Raw genomic sequence first — 16200 nt, 5'->3', positions numbered from 1 at the left:
CCTCCGCAGTTGTCGAAAGCGAGTAGAATGTAAAGGAATGTGGTGAGATTGCTAAGCAAATGCTATAAAGCAGCCCCATCCTCCCCTGTACCCTGGAAGTGGAACCCTCTCATGTCGAAAAGAAAAATTACCGTGATCCCCGGCGATGGTATTGGCCCCAGCATCATCGAATCAGCCATCCAGATCCTGACTCACGCTGGCTGTGACTTCGAATACGAATATGCGGATGCCGGTCTGGTCGCGCTGGAGAAACATGGCGAACTGCTGCCCCAGGCTACCCTGGATCTGATTGAGAAGAACAAGGTGAGCCTGAAAGGGCCGTTGACCACACCGGTCGGTGGCGGCTTTACCTCCATCAACGTCTCCCTGCGCAAGAAGTTCAACCTCTACGCCAACGTGCGTCCGGTCATCTCCTTTAAGGGGACCAAGAGCCGCTACGACAACATCGATATCATCACGGTGCGCGAAAATACCGAAGGGATGTACTCGGGGGCTGGCCAGAAGCGCAGCGAAGACAATCGCAATGCGGAGGCAATGAGCATCATCACCCGTGAAGGGGCCGAACGTATCGTCAAATTCGCCTTCGAGCTAGCCCGCCAGGAGGGCCGCAAAAAAGTCACCATCATCCACAAGGCCAACATCCTCAAGTCGACCTCCGGCCTGTTCCTCGAAGTAGCCCGTGAAATCGCCAGCCACTACCCGGATATCCAGAGCGAAGAGATGATCGTCGATGCCGCCTGCATGAATCTGGTGATGTATCCGGAGCGTTTCGATGTCATGGTCACCACCAACCTGTTCGGCGATATTCTCTCTGATCTCTGCGCTGGTCTGGTCGGGGGGCTGGGCATGGCGCCCGGCGCCAACATCGGCGATGGAGCCGCCATTTTCGAAGCGGTCCATGGCTCTGCACCCGATATCGCAGGCAAGAACATTGCTAACCCGACCTCGGTGATCCTCGCCTCCATCCAGATGCTGGAGTACCTCGGTATGCAGGATAAAGCCGAGCGGATCCGCGAGGCAGTACGAGCCACCATCGAATCCGGTGATCGGGTCACCCGCGATCTGGGCGGTACGGCGTCCACCAGCGAATTCACCCAGGCCATCATCGATCGGTTGTGAGTTAATCCATTGATTTAAAAAAGGGGAGCTTCGGCTCCCTTTTTTATACTTCCGAATCCTTTGCCACACCCCAGACAGCAGCTATGTTCAATAGAGAAGAAGAACAGGGAGTGTTTTTCATGAAGGGATACGGGTGCTATCTGGTGTCGGGTCTGCTGCTGGTGTGTGGCACTGCCAGTGCCTTCGAACAGGCTCAATCAAGCCAAACCGCCAAACTGCCACAGCAGGAAAAACGGACGGCCACCGAGGTATGGCGCTCCAGCATGGATACCAATGATCTGCTCAAAGCGCCCAAACCCCTGTCGTTTGGTATTGAAGTCTCCATCGACAACTTTGGTCATCAAAAGCTCACCTCCTACCCGCAGCTCAATCTGACCCCGGAAAAGAGCGTCAGCCTGTCGGTTGAACGCTTCAGACCCAAGGTCAAGTTCAAGGCTGGCGGAATGAACACCGCCCTCAGGCTGAGAGGAGACGGGATAAAAATGCAATTCAATCCGGTCGACAAAACCATCCCGCTGCAGCTCGAGATCAAGGTGACTGACGATGAATCTTCCCTGCGCCTCGATTACCGTTTTTGATTGTTCGAGCCCTGAATAGCACAAGGCCGACAGGTTTCCCTGTCGGCCTTGGTATTTATCGTACGGGCACAACGGCTACATCACGCCTTCGGCTCGAGTTTGGAGACCCAGTACTTGTTGTAAACATGCACGGTGATCTCTTCCCGATCGTGGTAGAGCTGCTTGGCCTGGATCACGAACGCATTGTCGATCTCCTTGAGCATCTCGCGCAATACCTCGATATTGTGCACCGACTCGGCATACCGCTTCTTCATCGGCAGCTTGAGGTTGAACATCGCCTCCTGGCAGTCACCCTCGCGGAACCAGTCCGCAATCATGTGAACGACCCGCGCCGGTTTATCGACCATATCGCACACCAACCAGTAGGTGTTCTTCTTGCTCGGACGCCAGACGAACCCGTCATCCCGGATATGCTTGACCTGACCGGTATCCATCAGGGATTGGGCCATCATGCCGTTGTCGACCGCCGTCACCATCATGCCACGGCGCACCAGCTGATAGGTCCAGCCACCCGGGCAAGCCCCCAGATCCACCGCTTTGATGCCAGAGCAGAGACGCACATCCCACTCTTCCCGCGGCACAAACACGTAAAATGCCTCTTCCAGCTTGAGGCTGGAGCGGCTCGGCGCATCGGCCGGGAAGCGCAGACGCGGGATCCCCATGTGGAATGTGGAGTTATTGAAGGAGTAGGAGTACCCCAGCAGCACATGATCATTGGCCATGAAGAAGGCGTGGAACACCGGACGGTTCGGCGTCTCCTTCTTGGTCAGGATCTCGTTGCTGCGCAGTGCCTGACGTAGTGGCACGGTGAACTTGCGGCAGAAGGCCGACAGCTCTTTCGCTTCGTTGGTATCCGCGGTCTCGACTCGCAGATCGCCGCAAATGGTGTACTCACGCACGGCTTCGATAATGGGGGTGATCCTGTCCGCGACATCCAGCCCCTTCAGCTCATGGGTGACCACCAGCATCTGGCGGATGAAGATGAGCTCCCGGAACGGCAGCTTGCGCGCCAGCAGGTCCGCCTGCTCCTCGTCATACAGTTCGAAGATCACATAACCGCTGTCGTCCTTGACCCGGGCGAAACCGTAGCACTGCATGTTACCGGCACGCTCGGTGATCTCTGCAGCCGCCTCTTTCTCAAAACCGGGGCGGCAATAAAGCAGCAGATTATTCATTTTTTCCTCCAAGACGACAGCCAGCCCAGCAGAGGGCCGCCCATCCCAACATAAAACAGAGGCCACCAGCCGGGGTAATCAACCCCAGCCCCTTGCTGCCAAGCAGCACCATGGCGTAAATACTGCCGGAGAATCCGATGATCCCCAGCACAAAAGCGGTGCCAGCCAGGTGGATCACCTTGCTGCGCACACCACACCAGCCCAGAACCAACAGGGCCAATGCGTGAAAAAACTGATATTGCACGGCGGTATTGAATGCCGCCAGACGCTCGGGCGTAATGCCGGTCGCCGCCAATCCATGGGCGCCATACGCCCCCAGCATGGTGGCCGTCAACCCGAAGAGACCGGCCAGTATCAGCCAATGTCGATGGATCTGCATCCTCACTCTCCCTCTCTCATCACAGCTGGCAATCACACCAACCCTCTCGTGCTATCCGTGCCGGGCCACAAACTGGCTGATGGCCGCCGCCGCATGCTGCATATTCTCCTGCTCACTCACGCCACTGGCTTTACGCGGTTTGAAACCATGATCACCATCGGTCAACCAATGGAGCGATACGGCGGGTGAGAAGGGGAAATCTGCCAGTTCGGCGCGACTACCGAAGGTATCGCGCTCACCCTGCAACAGCAGGGTTGGCACTGCAATATGCTTGAGTACCTCGCCTCGCCAGCTGTCGGGCTTGGCCGGAGGGTGGAAAGGATACCCGAGAATGAGCAATCCTGCAGCATTCATCTCACCCTCGCCTTCACGATACAGTTCCGCCGCCATCCGCCCGCCCATCGACTTGCCTGCCAAAAACAGCCGAGGATGGGCAAACTCGCGGATCATGTCGTGCCAATGGGTGAGCAGCACAGGCGCCCTGTCCGGCGGGCGGCGCTTGCCATCCTGTGCTCGCTTGGTCATGTAGGGAAAGTTGAAGCGCACCACTTCGATGTCGGGGCCAGCCAGCAGGCGTGACAACTCGGCAAGAAAGGCATGATCCATCCCTGCACCCGCACCGTGGGCCAGCAAAATGCGAACGGGGGCATCCATTGCCCCCTCGCGGATCACATCAGGCATCGGCGAGCCTTGCCCTGCGACGTGCCTCTTCCTGCTCCACCAGCTCCAGCATCCAGTCACGGAAGGCAACGATCTTGCCCTGATCCGACTGTTGCTCCTGGCACACCAGATAGAAGGCATTTTTGCTCACCAGCACCTGCTCGAACGGGCAGATAAGGCGGCCGGCCTCAATCTCGGGTTGTGCCAGCACGCTGTGGCCAAGCGCCACCCCCTGGCCGTGGATCGCCGCCTGGATCACCATGGTGGAGTGGCTGAAGATGGGCCCCTGATTGACGTTGGGTGCATCGATATCAAGCTGGCGGAACCAGGCCTTCCAGTCGCGACGGGAGGTATCGTGCAGCAGGGTATGAAGAGTCAAATCTTGCGGCGTACGCAGCGGTTTGGGCCCGGTCAGCAGCAAGGGGGAACAGACCGGGATCAGGTATTCGGTATGCAGCTTGTCCGAGCGCAGACCCGGCCAGTTGCCGCGCCCGTAGTAGATGGCGACATCCACATCATCGGTAAGCGATCCTTCATCGAGATCGACCGCCTTGATCCGTACATCGATATCGGGGTGGCGCTCGCTGAACTTGACCAGCCGCGGCACCAGCCACTGGATGGCAAAACTCGGCTGCAGACTGACAGTCAACGCCCCCTTGGCACTACGGGCCAGCAGCTTGTCGGTCGCCTCAGAGATGGAGGCAAAGATATCCTTGATATCAAGGAAGTAACTCTGCCCCTCTTCGGTAAGCAACAAGGAGCGATTTTTGCGGCGGAACAGCTTGATGCCAAGATACTCCTCCAGCGCCTTGATCTGGTGGCTGATGGCAGCTTGGGTCACAAACAGCTCTTCTGCTGCGCGGGTAAAGCTTAAGTGACGAGCCGCTGCTTCAAACGCCTTGAGGGCATTGAGCGGGGGTAAACGACGAGACATGACACCAGCCGAAGATGAGTTTTTCTAATGGGGCGCATTATAATTTGTCGGTTGCGGGTCGACCAGTGAATAAACATAATTCGCCCAGCAATCAGTCGTCATATGGCTCACATTTTCTACTACATGTTGGTTTGCATGTGTTTTTCGTGAGTATTTCGACTGTGATTGTGGTGTTGTGTTTCTTCCTCTGCGGGAAGAGGGGCTCAAATCTCACCGGTTTGACCCAGTCTGTCATCTGAATGTGTTTGGCGCCTCCAGCTGGATGGCGCCTTTTTTTATCCTTTCTATACCTTGAACTGCCCCACCAGTTGCTGCTGTTTATCCGCCAGAGCCGAAAGCTCGCGGCCATTTTCGGCAGAGCTCGCAGCTTCAGCCCGGATAGTGTGGCTTACATCGCGAATGTTGCTGACATTACGGTTGATCTCGTCCGCCACCCGGCTCTGCTCCTGCGCCGCCCGGGCAATCTGCTCGTTCATCTGATGGATGGTGGAGACCGACTGGATGATCTGCTCCAGCACCTGCACCGAGAGATCCACCTTGGCAAGGGTCTCGCCAGCCTGCTCGTGACCATCGCTGATCGCCTTGACCACAGCACCGGTACCGGATTGCAGCTGACTGATCAGGTTCTGGATCTCGACAATAGCATTCTGGGTACGACCGGCCAGATTGCGCACCTCATCGGCCACTACGGCAAAACCTCGGCCCTGCTCACCGGCCCGCGCCGCTTCAATAGCCGCATTCAGCGCCAGCAAGTTGGTCTGCTCGGCAATCCCCTGGATCACGATGAGGATGTCATTGATGTTGTCGCTGTTGGCCGAGAGCCGCTCTACCACCGGCTGGGCATTATTGATGATGGTCATCAGCTTGCGCATCGCCTCCTGAGTGTCAGCCACCACATATTTGCCCTCTTGCGCCGCGGCGTCAGTGGTGTTCGCCGCCGCTACTGCGGCAGCGGCATTACCACTGACCTGCAATGCAGTGGCACTGAGCTCTTCAAATGCCGTCGCCACCAGGTCGATCTCCTGATATTGAGCCTGCATACCACCACTCGTTCGCTCCGCAACCAGGGCCGCTTGTTCGGCACTACTGCGGGTTCCTTCAACTGTCGTAATCACCTGACGGATGGTGGATTGCAACTTGTTGAGGAAGCTGTTGAACCACTTGGCCAGCTCACCGATCTCGTCTTGCCGCTGGATCTCGATACGCTGGGTCAAATCCCCCTCGCCGCTGGCAATGTCCTTTAGACGAGCAACCACGGCGCGGATGGGCGCCACAATCTGGCGTGCCATCAACCAGATAAAACTCAGTGCCACCAGCGAGATAAGCACTCCGATCGATAGCTGCGAGACCACGCTGCGCTTGGCCTCACTGGCCAGATCATCCTGCAGTTGCTGGGCCGAGGCCAGCACTACGGTCCGCGGCAATTCAATGTAGATACCCCAATGACGGTCGGTGCCACGCATGGAGAGCGGAACAAAGGTCTGCAACAGGGCGCCATCGCGGCTCCAGCGCGTCAGCGCCTGACCCTGAGTAAGCCACCCTTTCAGCTCGCTGGCCAACCCCTGATACTGCTGACCCAGCCCCTGCCCCAGAATCACATCAAACTCATCGGCGCCCGCCACTTTTCCCTCGTGACTGACCAGCAAGATTCTGCCCTTGCCGTCATAGAGCGCCTTGTCCATGGCACTGACCAGACTCTGCAAGGTGGACAGCGAAATATCGACCCCGACCATCCCCAACACCCTCTCCTGCTCCAGTAGTGGCACCGTCACCGAGGTCATCAGCATCTGTTTGTCGCCCACATCATCAAGATAAGGCTCCAGCAGGCAGAGGGCCCGGGTGCGAATACTGCAGCGATACCACTCGTTCTCGATGCCACCAGCTTCGGTCGGGCTCTCATCGGCCAGCACATCCTCATCCTGTACCTCAGACACTATCTTGCCGTTGTCATAGGCCCAGTAACTGGAGAAACGCCCCTTGTCGTTGGAGCCTAACTCCGTTGAGCCCTGATAGTTGCTATCTTCCCCATCCAGCTGATCAGGCTCGAACACCGCATAGACACCAAGCAGATTGGTCGATGAGGCAACGGCATCGTGCAATTGCTGATTGACAGCGCTGCGCAGCACTTGTGAATGGACAAAGTTCTCGGCCGCATTCTTGCGCTGGAACAACACGCTATCGGCCAGCAAACTGGCCCGGAAATAGGCTTCATCGAGATAACTGGTCACCTTGGCCGCCTGCTCCGATCCCATCGCCTTCATCCAGTTTTCGGCCGACTGCTGCGCCTCGTGCAGGGTGGCTTGGCGCACCTGCTGTTGCATCTTGTTCGCGTTGTAAATCGAAGAGGCAACCAGAGCGGCGGCTGTCACCAACAGACAGCAACCGGCGATCAGGGTAATCCGACCCTGGACAGAAAGAGCACTCATGCCAATATTCCTGTTTCATACAGATATGGATAGATTATCGACTTTATAAACAAAAACTTAACTCTCTCACAGCAAATCCAGCGAGAGTTGATTAACTTCACCCTCTTTTGGCAAACCCACCACCAAGCCCAGCAGGCGAACCGAACGCCCTTGCGCCCGTTGTAACCCCTCTTTGAGCAGGGGGGTAAACAAGGCTGACTGATAGCCCCCCTGACTGCGATAAACGGTGGTCTGCTGGAAGTCGGCAAATTTGAGCTTGATTCCCTGCCCCATCACCTGCTCGACAGGACACGCCAGCTGAAAGCGTCGCTCCAGCTCCGGCAACAGTTGTTGCAATACCGTCAGGCAGGCGGCTTCGTCACAGAGATCGCTCGCCAGCGTGGTCTCCACCCCGATGGTTTTGCGGATCCGGTGCGCCTGTACCGGCTGCTCATCCACGCCCCAGATCCGGGTAGTCAGCATCTCCCCCAGCTTGCCAAAGCGGCTGCACAGCTCTTGTGCCGACAAGGTCCGGGCATCCTCGCAGGTATAAAGCCCCTGCGCCTCCAGCCGCTCGGCGGTCTTGCGCCCCACCCCGGGCAGTTTGCCGAGGGGCAACTGACAGACAAACTCAGCCACTTCGTCGGGACGAATGACAAACAGACCATCAGGCTTGCGCTGCTCCGAGGCGAGCTTGGCGAGAAACTTGTTGGGAGCCACTCCGGCCGAAGCGGTCAATCCCAGTTCGGTGACGATGGCTTGCCGGATCTCTTGGGCCATCAGGGTGGCGCTGCCGCCACAGCAGCGGCTGTGGGTCACGTCGAGGTAAGCCTCGTCCAGCGACAGCGGTTCAACCTGATCGGTATAGCGCAGGAAAATGGCCCTAAGCTGACGGGAGATATCCTTGTACACAGCCATCCGCCCGGGAATGAGCACCAGCGGCGGGCAGAGTTTTTTCGCCAGTGCGCTCGGCATGGCGGAGCGCACCCCGAACCGGCGCGCCACATAGTTGCAGGTCGAGATGACGCCGCGCCGCTCGGAAGCCCCGCCGATGGCAAGCGGCACCTCCCGCAGCGCCGGATTGTCCCGCATCTCCACCGCGGCAAAAAAGCAGTCCATGTCGATATGGATGATCTTGCGCATACCACTGTATAAATAAACAGACACAGCACCATCTTACCCCAAGGATAGCCGCAGCTCTATCTCTCTCGTTGCGGCTAAAATGGTAGACTCCAAAGAGGCCTTTACCACCACAATAACAAGGAGCGTTCGGGATGAAATATCTTTGGTTGGGACTCTGCTTGCTGCCGCTAACCGGCATCGGCAAGAACAACCCGACGGCAGAGTGTCGCTGGCTATACGACCGGATTGGGATACTGGAGCAGGCCATCAAGAAAGGGGACAAGCTCGGCACAGAGCAGGAGTTGGCACGCTGGAAAACGGAGTACAACAAAAAACAGTGCTCACAGTACGACTACTGAGCAGGACAAGATGGCGTGACCGACAACGGCAGATAACAAACGGGCCCCGATCAAGATGATCGGGGCCCGTGTTGCAATGCATGATCAGCTGGATTCAGCAGCCGTGTGCGCTCAAGGCAGCACCATAGGGCCAGCGACAGTGGCCGCCAACTCATCCCCACGCAGTACCCGTACCAGTTCAAGCGCAAACTCGATGGCACTGCCCGGCCCCTGACTGGTGATAAGGCGATGAGCCTCATCCCTGACTACCCGCTCATGTGACAACTGCGATGCTGGCAGTTGGGGCTGAAAGCCGGGATGACAGGTGACGAGGGCACTAGCCAGCAGAGCGTGATGTTGCAACACCACCACAGGGGCGGCGCAGATGGCAGCGCGCCAGCGGCCAAGAGCGGCCTGCTCTTTGAGCAGAACGATAGCCAGCGGGGTATCGCGGATCACTTCGCTGCCGGGCAAACCGCCAGGCACCACGATCGCTTCAAAGTCCCGACGGGTCAGCTCGTCGATATGACAATCGGCCACCAGCTGGACCCCGCGCGACGCCCTCACCTACCGGGCTCCGGCAGGACAGCAAGAGGCCAGCACCACCTCGATGCTGGCGCGCACCAGGGTATCGACAATGGCAACCGTCTCTATCTCTTCCGACCCGGGGGCCACCAGCACCAGTACACTCATGTTCGCCTCCTTGCTGCTTGCTCTGCCATATAAAAGATCAGACGGCCTGACTCTTCTCTTTGATCGCCTGATAGAGACCCTGATTGACCGGTACGGCAATGCCATGCCGGGCAGCCTTGGCCAGCAGGAAACCGGTGATGGCCTCAATCTCGGTCTCGCGTCCCAGCTCCATATCCTGATACATGGAGGAGTAATTGTCAGCGGTCAGTTCCACCACAGTCATCACCCGGCGCTGCAACTCTTCGGCCGTGGCTGCAACTCCTTCGGCGCACATCACATCCGCCACTTCCACGCAGATCTGCTGCAGGGCATCGGCAAAACGGGGGCCAGCCAGCTCGCCATTTTTCAGCTTGTAGAGGGCCGTCAGGGGGTTGATGGCACAGTTGATGGCCAGCTTTTGCCACTGGCGCGTCAATACCTGCTCATCCCAGCCAGCCTGCCCCAGTGCCAGCGCCAGCTCATCCGCGAGCGCGGCATGGGCCTTGGCGGCATCGTTGATCGGGCCAAGCCAAGTTTCGCCCTTGCCAGTATGACGGAACACGAAATGACCGCCCTGCATGGCACCATGGCTGGTGACGCCGGCAATCACCGGATTGTGCGGGAACATCTCGACCACCTGCTCGGCAATACCCATACCATTGTGCAGCAGCACGATCGGCACGCCGGCATCCAGATTGTCCACCAGCGGTGTCAGTGCGGCAATCACCTGACTGGCCTTGGTCATCACCAGCAGACGCTGGATCTTGCCGGGTTTGCTGACAAATCCGCGCTCGATATTGAGCAGTTGTACCTGCCCCTCCAGCGAGGTGAAATCGAACCCCGGATGGAGCGTTGACTTATGATGTTCGCGCAACAAGACACGGGTGGATTGACCACTCTGGGTCAGCAGGGAGGCAAAAACGCCGCCGAGGGCGCCACAACCCAACAGCGACCACTTCGGAGTAACGGGTGGAATAACGGGCTGTCGGGAATTTTTTAATCCGCTTGGCATGGTGTGACTCTGTCAGGGTAAGGGTTGCAATCCTCTCAACCTGTTACCGGGGATAAATGAAGATATCGCTGATGGACACTAACGGGTCCACCCGTTCTGTGCGCAGGGGATTCTAGCAGAGCAACCCCATCAAAATCAGCAAATTTGCCCGTTTTCTGGTAGATTTGCCCCCCGATAACGCAACATGAGGAGCTTCGGCTATGCCGTCATTCGATATTGTCTCTGAAGTCAAAATGAACGAGGTGTTGAACGCAGTCGACAACGCCAATCGTGAACTGGCCACCCGTTTCGATTTTCGTGGGGTAGAAGCCAGCTTCGAGTTGAACAAGGAAGAGGTAAAACTGGAAGCCGATGCCGATTTCCAGCTCAAGCAGATGGTCGAAATCCTGCGCGGTGCCCTGCTCAAGCGCAACATCGAAAACAGCTCGATGGAAGTGGGTGACTCAGTTCACTCCGGCAAGCGCTTCCACCTGACCGTCAAATTCAAGCAGGGTATCGAGAAAGAGATCGCCAAGAAGCTGGTGAAGCTTATCAAGGACTCAAAAATCAAGGTACAGGTCGCCATCCAGGGTGATGAAGTACGTGTCACCGGCAAGAAGCGTGACGACCTGCAAGAGACCATGGCACTGGTCCGTGGCGCCGAACTGGGTCAACCGATGCAGTTCCAGAACTTCCGCGACTGATTTATCCACTCAGCCGTGGCGCACTTGATGACTCGCGCCACGCTATCTAAATCGCGGCCATAAAAAAACCGGAGCAAATGCTCCGGTTTTTTGTACCCCAAGTTTTATTAGAACTTGTAGGTAGCGGCAAAATAATGACCAACACCTGAAGTATTGTTGGTTGCCCCAGTGAAGTTCTGAGCACCATCTTTAAAGAAGGCCATATTGTTGTATACCTTCAGACCATAGCCCAGAGCAAAGCGATCACTGTGCCAATAGAGGCCGTTGAACCACTGCAGCGACTCAGAAGTACGGCTTGCATCGGTTTTTTCCAATTCATCGGCACCAAACATGTAATCCAGATAACCTTGGTAAGCAATGAAAGAGCCGTTGGAGAAGTTGTATACCGGTTTGAACCAGTTGGTGGTAAGCATGTAACCATCCCACTTACCTTCATTTGATGCGCCATAGTTCTCACGAACATACCGACTCATCAAATTCAAACCCATTTTGCCCATAAATGGGACTTCAACGTCGGAGCCCAGACCAATATAGGTTTCAAAAAGACCTTGGTCAGCAATGTTAGTTACTGACGCTACATAAACTTCTTTTACCGGACCAAAAGAGAGATCTTTACCAGTCAACCCATCAATGGACATGCGAGGGGCAAACTTCATAAAAAAGTTATCTTTGTTATGGAAATTATCTTTGCCTTCGTTGAACACATCCAGAACATCAATGTAGCCGTAGAGATCGAAGATACCGGAACGACCGCCGAACTCCATTTCAAAGTAGTTATTATCAGCATTATTGGAGAACGGCAGCTTGTTGTTCTCACCATGCATGATATTGAACTGGAACCACTTGTAGTCATTCTTGTGGATATCACCGCTGTAGTCAGCAGCAAAGGCCGGGGTGGCGGCGGCAGCCATCAGGCCGGCAGCGATCAGAGTCTTGGTAAATTTGGCCATTTTATTGGTCTCTTGTGCGTTAGTTGAGGTTTTCCGTAGCCTGCCCACAAGGAGCGAGAGGGATTCTAATCAAATAAAATTGGGGGTGAAACCACTTCTCGGGAACTTTCTCCGGAAGTGTGAATCTAATCACCCCCGATTCTACGCAAACGCTTGCTATTTGTCAGCCGCTGAGAGCAACTCACTCCCTTTTCTGGCGACCAGCACAATCAACAACAACACCGGCAAGCCCAATAAACTGGTGCCGACAAAGAAGGCACTGTAGCCAATCTGCTCCACAACCTGCCCGGAAAAACCGGCCAGCAACTTGGGTAGCAGCAACATTACCGAGCTGAACAGGGCGTACTGAGTGGCCGAAAATGCCACATTGGTCAGGCTGGAGAGATAGGTCACGAAGGCCGCTGTGGCGATACCGGCACTGAGGTTATCCAGCGAGATGATCAGGGTCAGCAGCTCCAGGTTGTGACCCACCTGATGAAGCAGCGCGAACAGCAGGTTGGTACTGGCAGTGAGCAGCGCCCCCAGAAACAGGATTCGCAGGGTGCCAAAACGCATCACCAACACCCCCCCAAATGCAGCACCGACCAGCGTCATGATGACACCAAACACCTTGGTAATAGTGGCCACTTCAGTTTTGCTGAACTGCATATCCACATAGAAGCTGTTGGACATCACCCCCATCACCACATCGGCAACCCGATAGCAGGCGATAAGCAACAAGATCAGCAGCGCCGAGCTGCCATAGCGACGAAAGAAGTCGGCAAACGGGCACCAAATAGCCTCATAGCCCCAGGCTCCGGCACTTGCCAGCGCAGCAGGCCACCCTTTTTGCAACAGCAGCGCCTTGCGCTCAGCCTGTTGCCTGCCCTGCCCGGCCAGATCGATATCCGGCTCGTGACAAAACAGGGTAGTGATCACCCCGAGTGACATCAGACCCGCCATCACCAGATAGGTGAACTGCCAGCCGCGATAGTCATAGCCACTGTTGCTGCCAAACCAGGCGGCCAGCGCCAGCGCACCGGCCCCCGCCATGATCATCGCCAGCCGGTAGCCGGTCATATAAGAAGCAGCCATCGCCGCCTGCAGTCGCTCCGGCGCCGACTCGATGCGATAGGCATCGATCACGATATCCTGGGTCGCCGAGGCAAAGGCCACCAACAGGGCAAATAGCGCCAGTTGGGCCAATTCGGTCTTGGGATCGCAGAACGCCATGCCGACCAGCGCGGAAGCAATCAGCAGCTGGGAGAAGAGCATCCAGCTGCGACGACGGCCCAGCAGCCTGGATAGCAGCGGCAGCGGCATGCGATCCACCAGCGGTGACCACAACCATTTAAAGCCATAGGCGAGCGCCACCCAGCTCATATAGCCGATATCGGTCAGGCTGACATCGGCCTCGCGCAGCCAGAATGAGAGGGTACCGAATACCAGTAACAGCGGCAGACCCGATGAAAAGCCCATGGCAAAGAGAATGAGCACTCGGGCTTCGAGATAGACAGCGAGAGATTCCCGCCAACTCGGTGTGCGGACCATATTCAACTACCTGACGACGTTGGAAAAGTGCGCCATTTTGGCAGGTTGAGGAGAGATAGCCAAGGCAAGCCGGGAGATTGTCACAAACAAGCGCAGATAGAGAAAAGGCCCATCCCGAACGGGATGAGCCTTGTATTGTGGCCTAACTGAGGCGAGGTAACGAACCGCACCCGGCGAGGCTTACTTGCCCGCTTTCTTGTCTGCCGGGGTATCCGCCAGCAACACCACCTTCTTGAGGATGATAGGGCTGGAGGGCACATCTTTGGCGCGCAGAATCGGGCTATAGCCGGTCTGCACCTGAGCCAGTTTGTCCAGCACAGCCATCCCCTGCACCACCTGACCGAACACGGTATAGCCGGCACCGGCATTGGCGTTGAGATTGTTGTTGTCGACCAGATTGAAATAGAACTGGCGAGTGGCGCTGTCGACCGCCTGGGTGCGAGCCATAGCGATGGAGCCACGCTTGTTGGGCAGCCCGCCGCGTGACTCGTTGACTACCGGCTCATAGGTAGGCAGTTGCTGGAACTGCTGGTTGTAACCACCGCCTTGCACCACGAAGTCCTGGATCACCCGGTGGAAGATACTGCCATCATAGCTGCCATCCGCGACATAGCGCAGGAAGTTCTTCACTGTCTGGGGGGCTTGCTTAGGTGCCAGTTCCACCACGATATTGCCGTGGTTGGTCTCCATCCTGACTTTCGGGCCCGCGAACGCCAGCGGGGCGATCAGCATGGCCAACAACCAGAGTTTTTTCATCATCAGACCCCTGCACCGTTCGGTTGACCTTTCAGGTAACCGCGCAGCGCATCATCCGCCATGATCTGCTGCAGCACGCTACCCAGTTGCAGGTTCAGTGTAGACTCCAGATCGGCCATGCTTGGCTCGCTCGGGCTCTCCTTGCTGGAGGACATGTTGAACTGCTTGGTCAGACGGTTACCCTGAAAATCAGCGATCACCTGCAGGCTGACGCGAGATTTGGTGACATAGGTAAAGGTCTTCTCTTCCACATTGACTGCGGCGTTGGAGATCACCAGTGTCAGGTTGGTGGTGCCACTATTGCCCACCTCCAGACCCTGGCTACGCAGCCCTTCGGCCAGCCGCTCGGCCATCAGCAGGTTGAGCGGGCGCTCGCTGTTGACCAGCACCGGCGCTTTCTCTTTATGTTTGATGGAGAAGACATGGGCAGCCTCACGCTTGTCCACCCCTTCCATAGTGATGCGATTGCCAGAGTAGTATTGCTGGTTGGCGGGGATCACCTGCGGATTGAGCAGCGCTGTCTCCGGCCAATGAGTGGCACACCCGCCCAGCATCAGGGCGGCCAGCAGCAAGAGTGACTTTTTCATCATGGTTTCCTTTGGCTTTAGCGTTTGATGGCTTTCAAAATAACGAATTTGCTGTTCGACGCAACGACTTGTGCGTTGGCAAACAAGCGCTTGAGTTTGTTGTGATAGTCCAGATGACGGTTGCCTACTATCCAGAGTTCCCCCCCTTGAGGCAACACCCGGTGCGCATCGATGAACATCTGCCAGGCGATATGATCGGTGATCGCCTGCAACTGATGGAAAGGCGGGTTGCAGAGGATCCGATCCGCCGCGCCGACCGCCACCCCGTCGAGACAGTTATTGACCATAAAGCGGGCGCGCGGCAGGGCATCAGGCAGATTGTGCTCGACGTTGAGCTGTGCCGAGGCGACCGCCATATAGGATTCATCGATAAAGGTCACCTCCACCTCGCTGTCTTTGGCGAGCAGCGACAGACCCAGCACCCCGTTGCCACAGCCCAGATCGATCACCTTGCGGGCACTGTGGATGGGCAGGTTGTCCAGCATAAAGCGGGCACCGATATCGAGACTGGTGCGCGAGAAGACGTTGGCATGGTTGTGAATGAGCATGCCACTCCCCTCCAGCGGCCAGACTGTCGGGAAGGGGTTGGCCAGCGCGGGACGTTCTGTCTGCGGCTCGCAGTGAATGAGGCGCGCCTTTTTCCAGGCAAGCGAGGTCCGGGTCGGCCCCAGATACTTCTCGAACAACTTGAGGGTGGAGGTATGAATATCCTTCGCCTTGCCCGCCGCAATAACGCGGGTTGCCGGTGTCACCACCTCGCGCAGCGCCAGCAGTTGCTGCTCCAGCAACGCCTGATATTTGGAGACCTTGATCACCACAAGTGCTGGGGCATCGGGGAGCGGCGCCAGCGCATCCTGCAAGCGGATCCCGCCCGCATCCAGCCCGTTTTCGGCCAGATTGGCCAGGGTCGCCCGTTCGCTGATGTAAGAGTCGGTAACGCAGCAGGGGGAGTGCGGATGCAGATAGGCGGCCAGCGCGCCAAAGCCGTCATTCATAATGATGACGGGGCCCGCCTGCTCGAGGGGAGACTCAGCCAGGGTATTGATCAGGTATTCATCAGCCGCATCCCAGGCTTGCAGGGTCTCCTGACTCTGGCGCGGATAGCGGTAGAGCGTAAACCGGCAATGGGGGGTGTCGAGAAGGGTTTGCATAGGAAGAGTCCAACCTCAACTTGATTCGTGTATACAGGCGTCAGGGGCGACGCAAAGTGGCGCTATTCTAGCGAGGACCAGGAATTTCACCAGTTCGATGCGCATCAAGGGGACAACTGACCGGTGATTTCCCCCTTACGAGGGCTTAT

Annotated in this window: 16 protein-coding genes and 1 pseudogene; 4 read left to right on the top strand and 13 right to left on the bottom strand. The window is 56.9% G+C overall.

All coding sequences use genetic code 11. The features are described 5' to 3' along the window. The first annotated feature begins 111 nt into the window (after nt 1-111). Together BN1117_RS12950 and BN1117_RS12945 are read left to right on the top strand one after the other, a co-directional pair. Nucleotides 112-1119 carry an isocitrate dehydrogenase gene (locus tag BN1117_RS12950; protein ID WP_040097992.1) on the top strand — a complete coding sequence of 336 codons (1008 nt, stop codon included), beginning with the start codon at nt 112-114 and terminating at the stop codon, nt 1117-1119. A 119-nt stretch (nt 1120-1238) separates the two neighbouring features. After that, nucleotides 1239-1697 carry a hypothetical protein gene (locus tag BN1117_RS12945; protein ID WP_040097990.1) on the top strand — a complete coding sequence of 153 codons (459 nt, stop codon included), beginning with the start codon at nt 1239-1241 and terminating at the stop codon, nt 1695-1697. A gap of 80 nt (nt 1698-1777) precedes the next feature. On the opposite strand, the gene rlmM is transcribed toward BN1117_RS12945, so the two are convergent. The 6 genes from rlmM to dinB form a co-directional block, all read right to left on the bottom strand. Further along, nucleotides 1778-2872 carry a 23S rRNA (cytidine(2498)-2'-O)-methyltransferase RlmM gene (rlmM, locus tag BN1117_RS12940; protein ID WP_040097988.1) on the bottom strand — a complete coding sequence of 365 codons (1095 nt, stop codon included), beginning with the start codon at nt 2870-2872 and terminating at the stop codon, nt 1778-1780. Further along, nucleotides 2865-3251, bottom strand: coding sequence for a DUF423 domain-containing protein (locus BN1117_RS12935; protein WP_040097987.1), 387 nt, complete (start codon nt 3249-3251; stop codon nt 2865-2867). Before BN1117_RS12935 ends, rlmM begins: the two co-directional genes overlap by 8 nt. A 51-nt stretch (nt 3252-3302) precedes the next feature. Next, nucleotides 3303-3932, bottom strand: coding sequence for an alpha/beta family hydrolase (locus BN1117_RS12930; protein ID WP_040097985.1), 630 nt, complete (start codon nt 3930-3932; stop codon nt 3303-3305). Next, nucleotides 3925-4845: a transcriptional regulator GcvA gene (locus BN1117_RS12925; RefSeq protein WP_040097983.1), complete on the bottom strand. Its 921-nt coding sequence runs from the start codon at nt 4843-4845 to the stop codon at nt 3925-3927. Before BN1117_RS12925 ends, BN1117_RS12930 begins: the two co-directional genes overlap by 8 nt. Before the next feature lie 284 nt (nt 4846-5129). Continuing rightward, nucleotides 5130-7271 (bottom strand): methyl-accepting chemotaxis protein, encoded by a 2142-nt coding sequence (locus BN1117_RS12920; protein WP_040097981.1) that lies wholly within the window; start codon nt 7269-7271, stop codon nt 5130-5132. Nucleotides 7272-7337: 66 nt separating this feature from the next. After that, nucleotides 7338-8393: a DNA polymerase IV gene (gene dinB, locus BN1117_RS12915; protein WP_040097979.1), complete on the bottom strand. Its 1056-nt coding sequence runs from the start codon at nt 8391-8393 to the stop codon at nt 7338-7340. Nucleotides 8394-8524: 131 nt separating this feature from the next. Here dinB and BN1117_RS12910 point away from each other — a divergent pair, with 131 nt between their 5' ends. After that, on the top strand, nt 8525-8731 hold the full coding sequence (locus tag BN1117_RS12910) for a hypothetical protein (protein ID WP_040097977.1): 207 nt from the start codon (nt 8525-8527) through the stop codon (nt 8729-8731). A gap of 111 nt (nt 8732-8842) precedes the next feature. Here BN1117_RS12910 and BN1117_RS12905 read toward each other — a convergent pair. Then, nucleotides 8843-9403 (bottom strand): annotated as a pseudogene (locus tag BN1117_RS12905) (DJ-1 family glyoxalase III). 37 nt (nt 9404-9440) lie between these two features. Beyond that, on the bottom strand, nt 9441-10394 hold the full coding sequence (locus BN1117_RS12900; protein WP_040097976.1) for a ketopantoate reductase family protein: 954 nt from the start codon (nt 10392-10394) through the stop codon (nt 9441-9443). 200 nt (nt 10395-10594) lie between these two features. Here BN1117_RS12900 and BN1117_RS12895 point away from each other — a divergent pair, with 200 nt between their 5' ends. Further along, nucleotides 10595-11077: a YajQ family cyclic di-GMP-binding protein gene (locus tag BN1117_RS12895; protein ID WP_005338634.1), complete on the top strand. Its 483-nt coding sequence runs from the start codon at nt 10595-10597 to the stop codon at nt 11075-11077. Nucleotides 11078-11184: 107 nt separating this feature from the next. Here BN1117_RS12895 and BN1117_RS12890 read toward each other — a convergent pair whose 3' ends face one another. The 5 genes from BN1117_RS12890 to BN1117_RS12870 all read right to left on the bottom strand — a co-directional run bounded on the left by BN1117_RS12890 (nt 11185) and on the right by BN1117_RS12870 (nt 16051). Continuing rightward, nucleotides 11185-12027, bottom strand: a complete 843-nt coding sequence (locus BN1117_RS12890) for a nucleoside-specific channel-forming Tsx family protein (protein WP_040097973.1) — start codon at nt 12025-12027, stop codon at nt 11185-11187. Nucleotides 12028-12183: 156 nt separating this feature from the next. Beyond that, a complete protein-coding gene (locus BN1117_RS12885) occupies nt 12184-13563 on the bottom strand; it encodes an AmpG family muropeptide MFS transporter (RefSeq protein WP_040097971.1) in 1380 nt (459 codons plus the stop codon). Between the two features lie 174 nt (nt 13564-13737). Continuing rightward, on the bottom strand, nt 13738-14313 hold the full coding sequence (locus BN1117_RS12880; RefSeq protein ID WP_040097969.1) for a peptidylprolyl isomerase: 576 nt from the start codon (nt 14311-14313) through the stop codon (nt 13738-13740). 2 nt (nt 14314-14315) lie between these two features. Further along, the gene (locus BN1117_RS12875) at nt 14316-14900 is read right to left on the bottom strand and encodes a YajG family lipoprotein (protein ID WP_040097967.1); all 585 of its coding nucleotides are present in this window, start codon (nt 14898-14900) and stop codon (nt 14316-14318) included. Nucleotides 14901-14917: 17 nt separating this feature from the next. Beyond that, a complete protein-coding gene (locus tag BN1117_RS12870) occupies nt 14918-16051 on the bottom strand; it encodes a methyltransferase (protein ID WP_040097965.1) in 1134 nt (377 codons plus the stop codon). Nucleotides 16052-16200 lie beyond the last annotated feature (149 nt).

It is taken from the genome of Aeromonas australiensis, assembly GCF_000819725.1.
Taxonomy (GTDB): Bacteria; Pseudomonadota; Gammaproteobacteria; order Enterobacterales; family Aeromonadaceae; genus Aeromonas; species Aeromonas australiensis.
The sequence above is the reverse complement of the archived record's forward strand: the minus strand, read 5'-3'. Positions and strand labels throughout refer to the sequence as shown.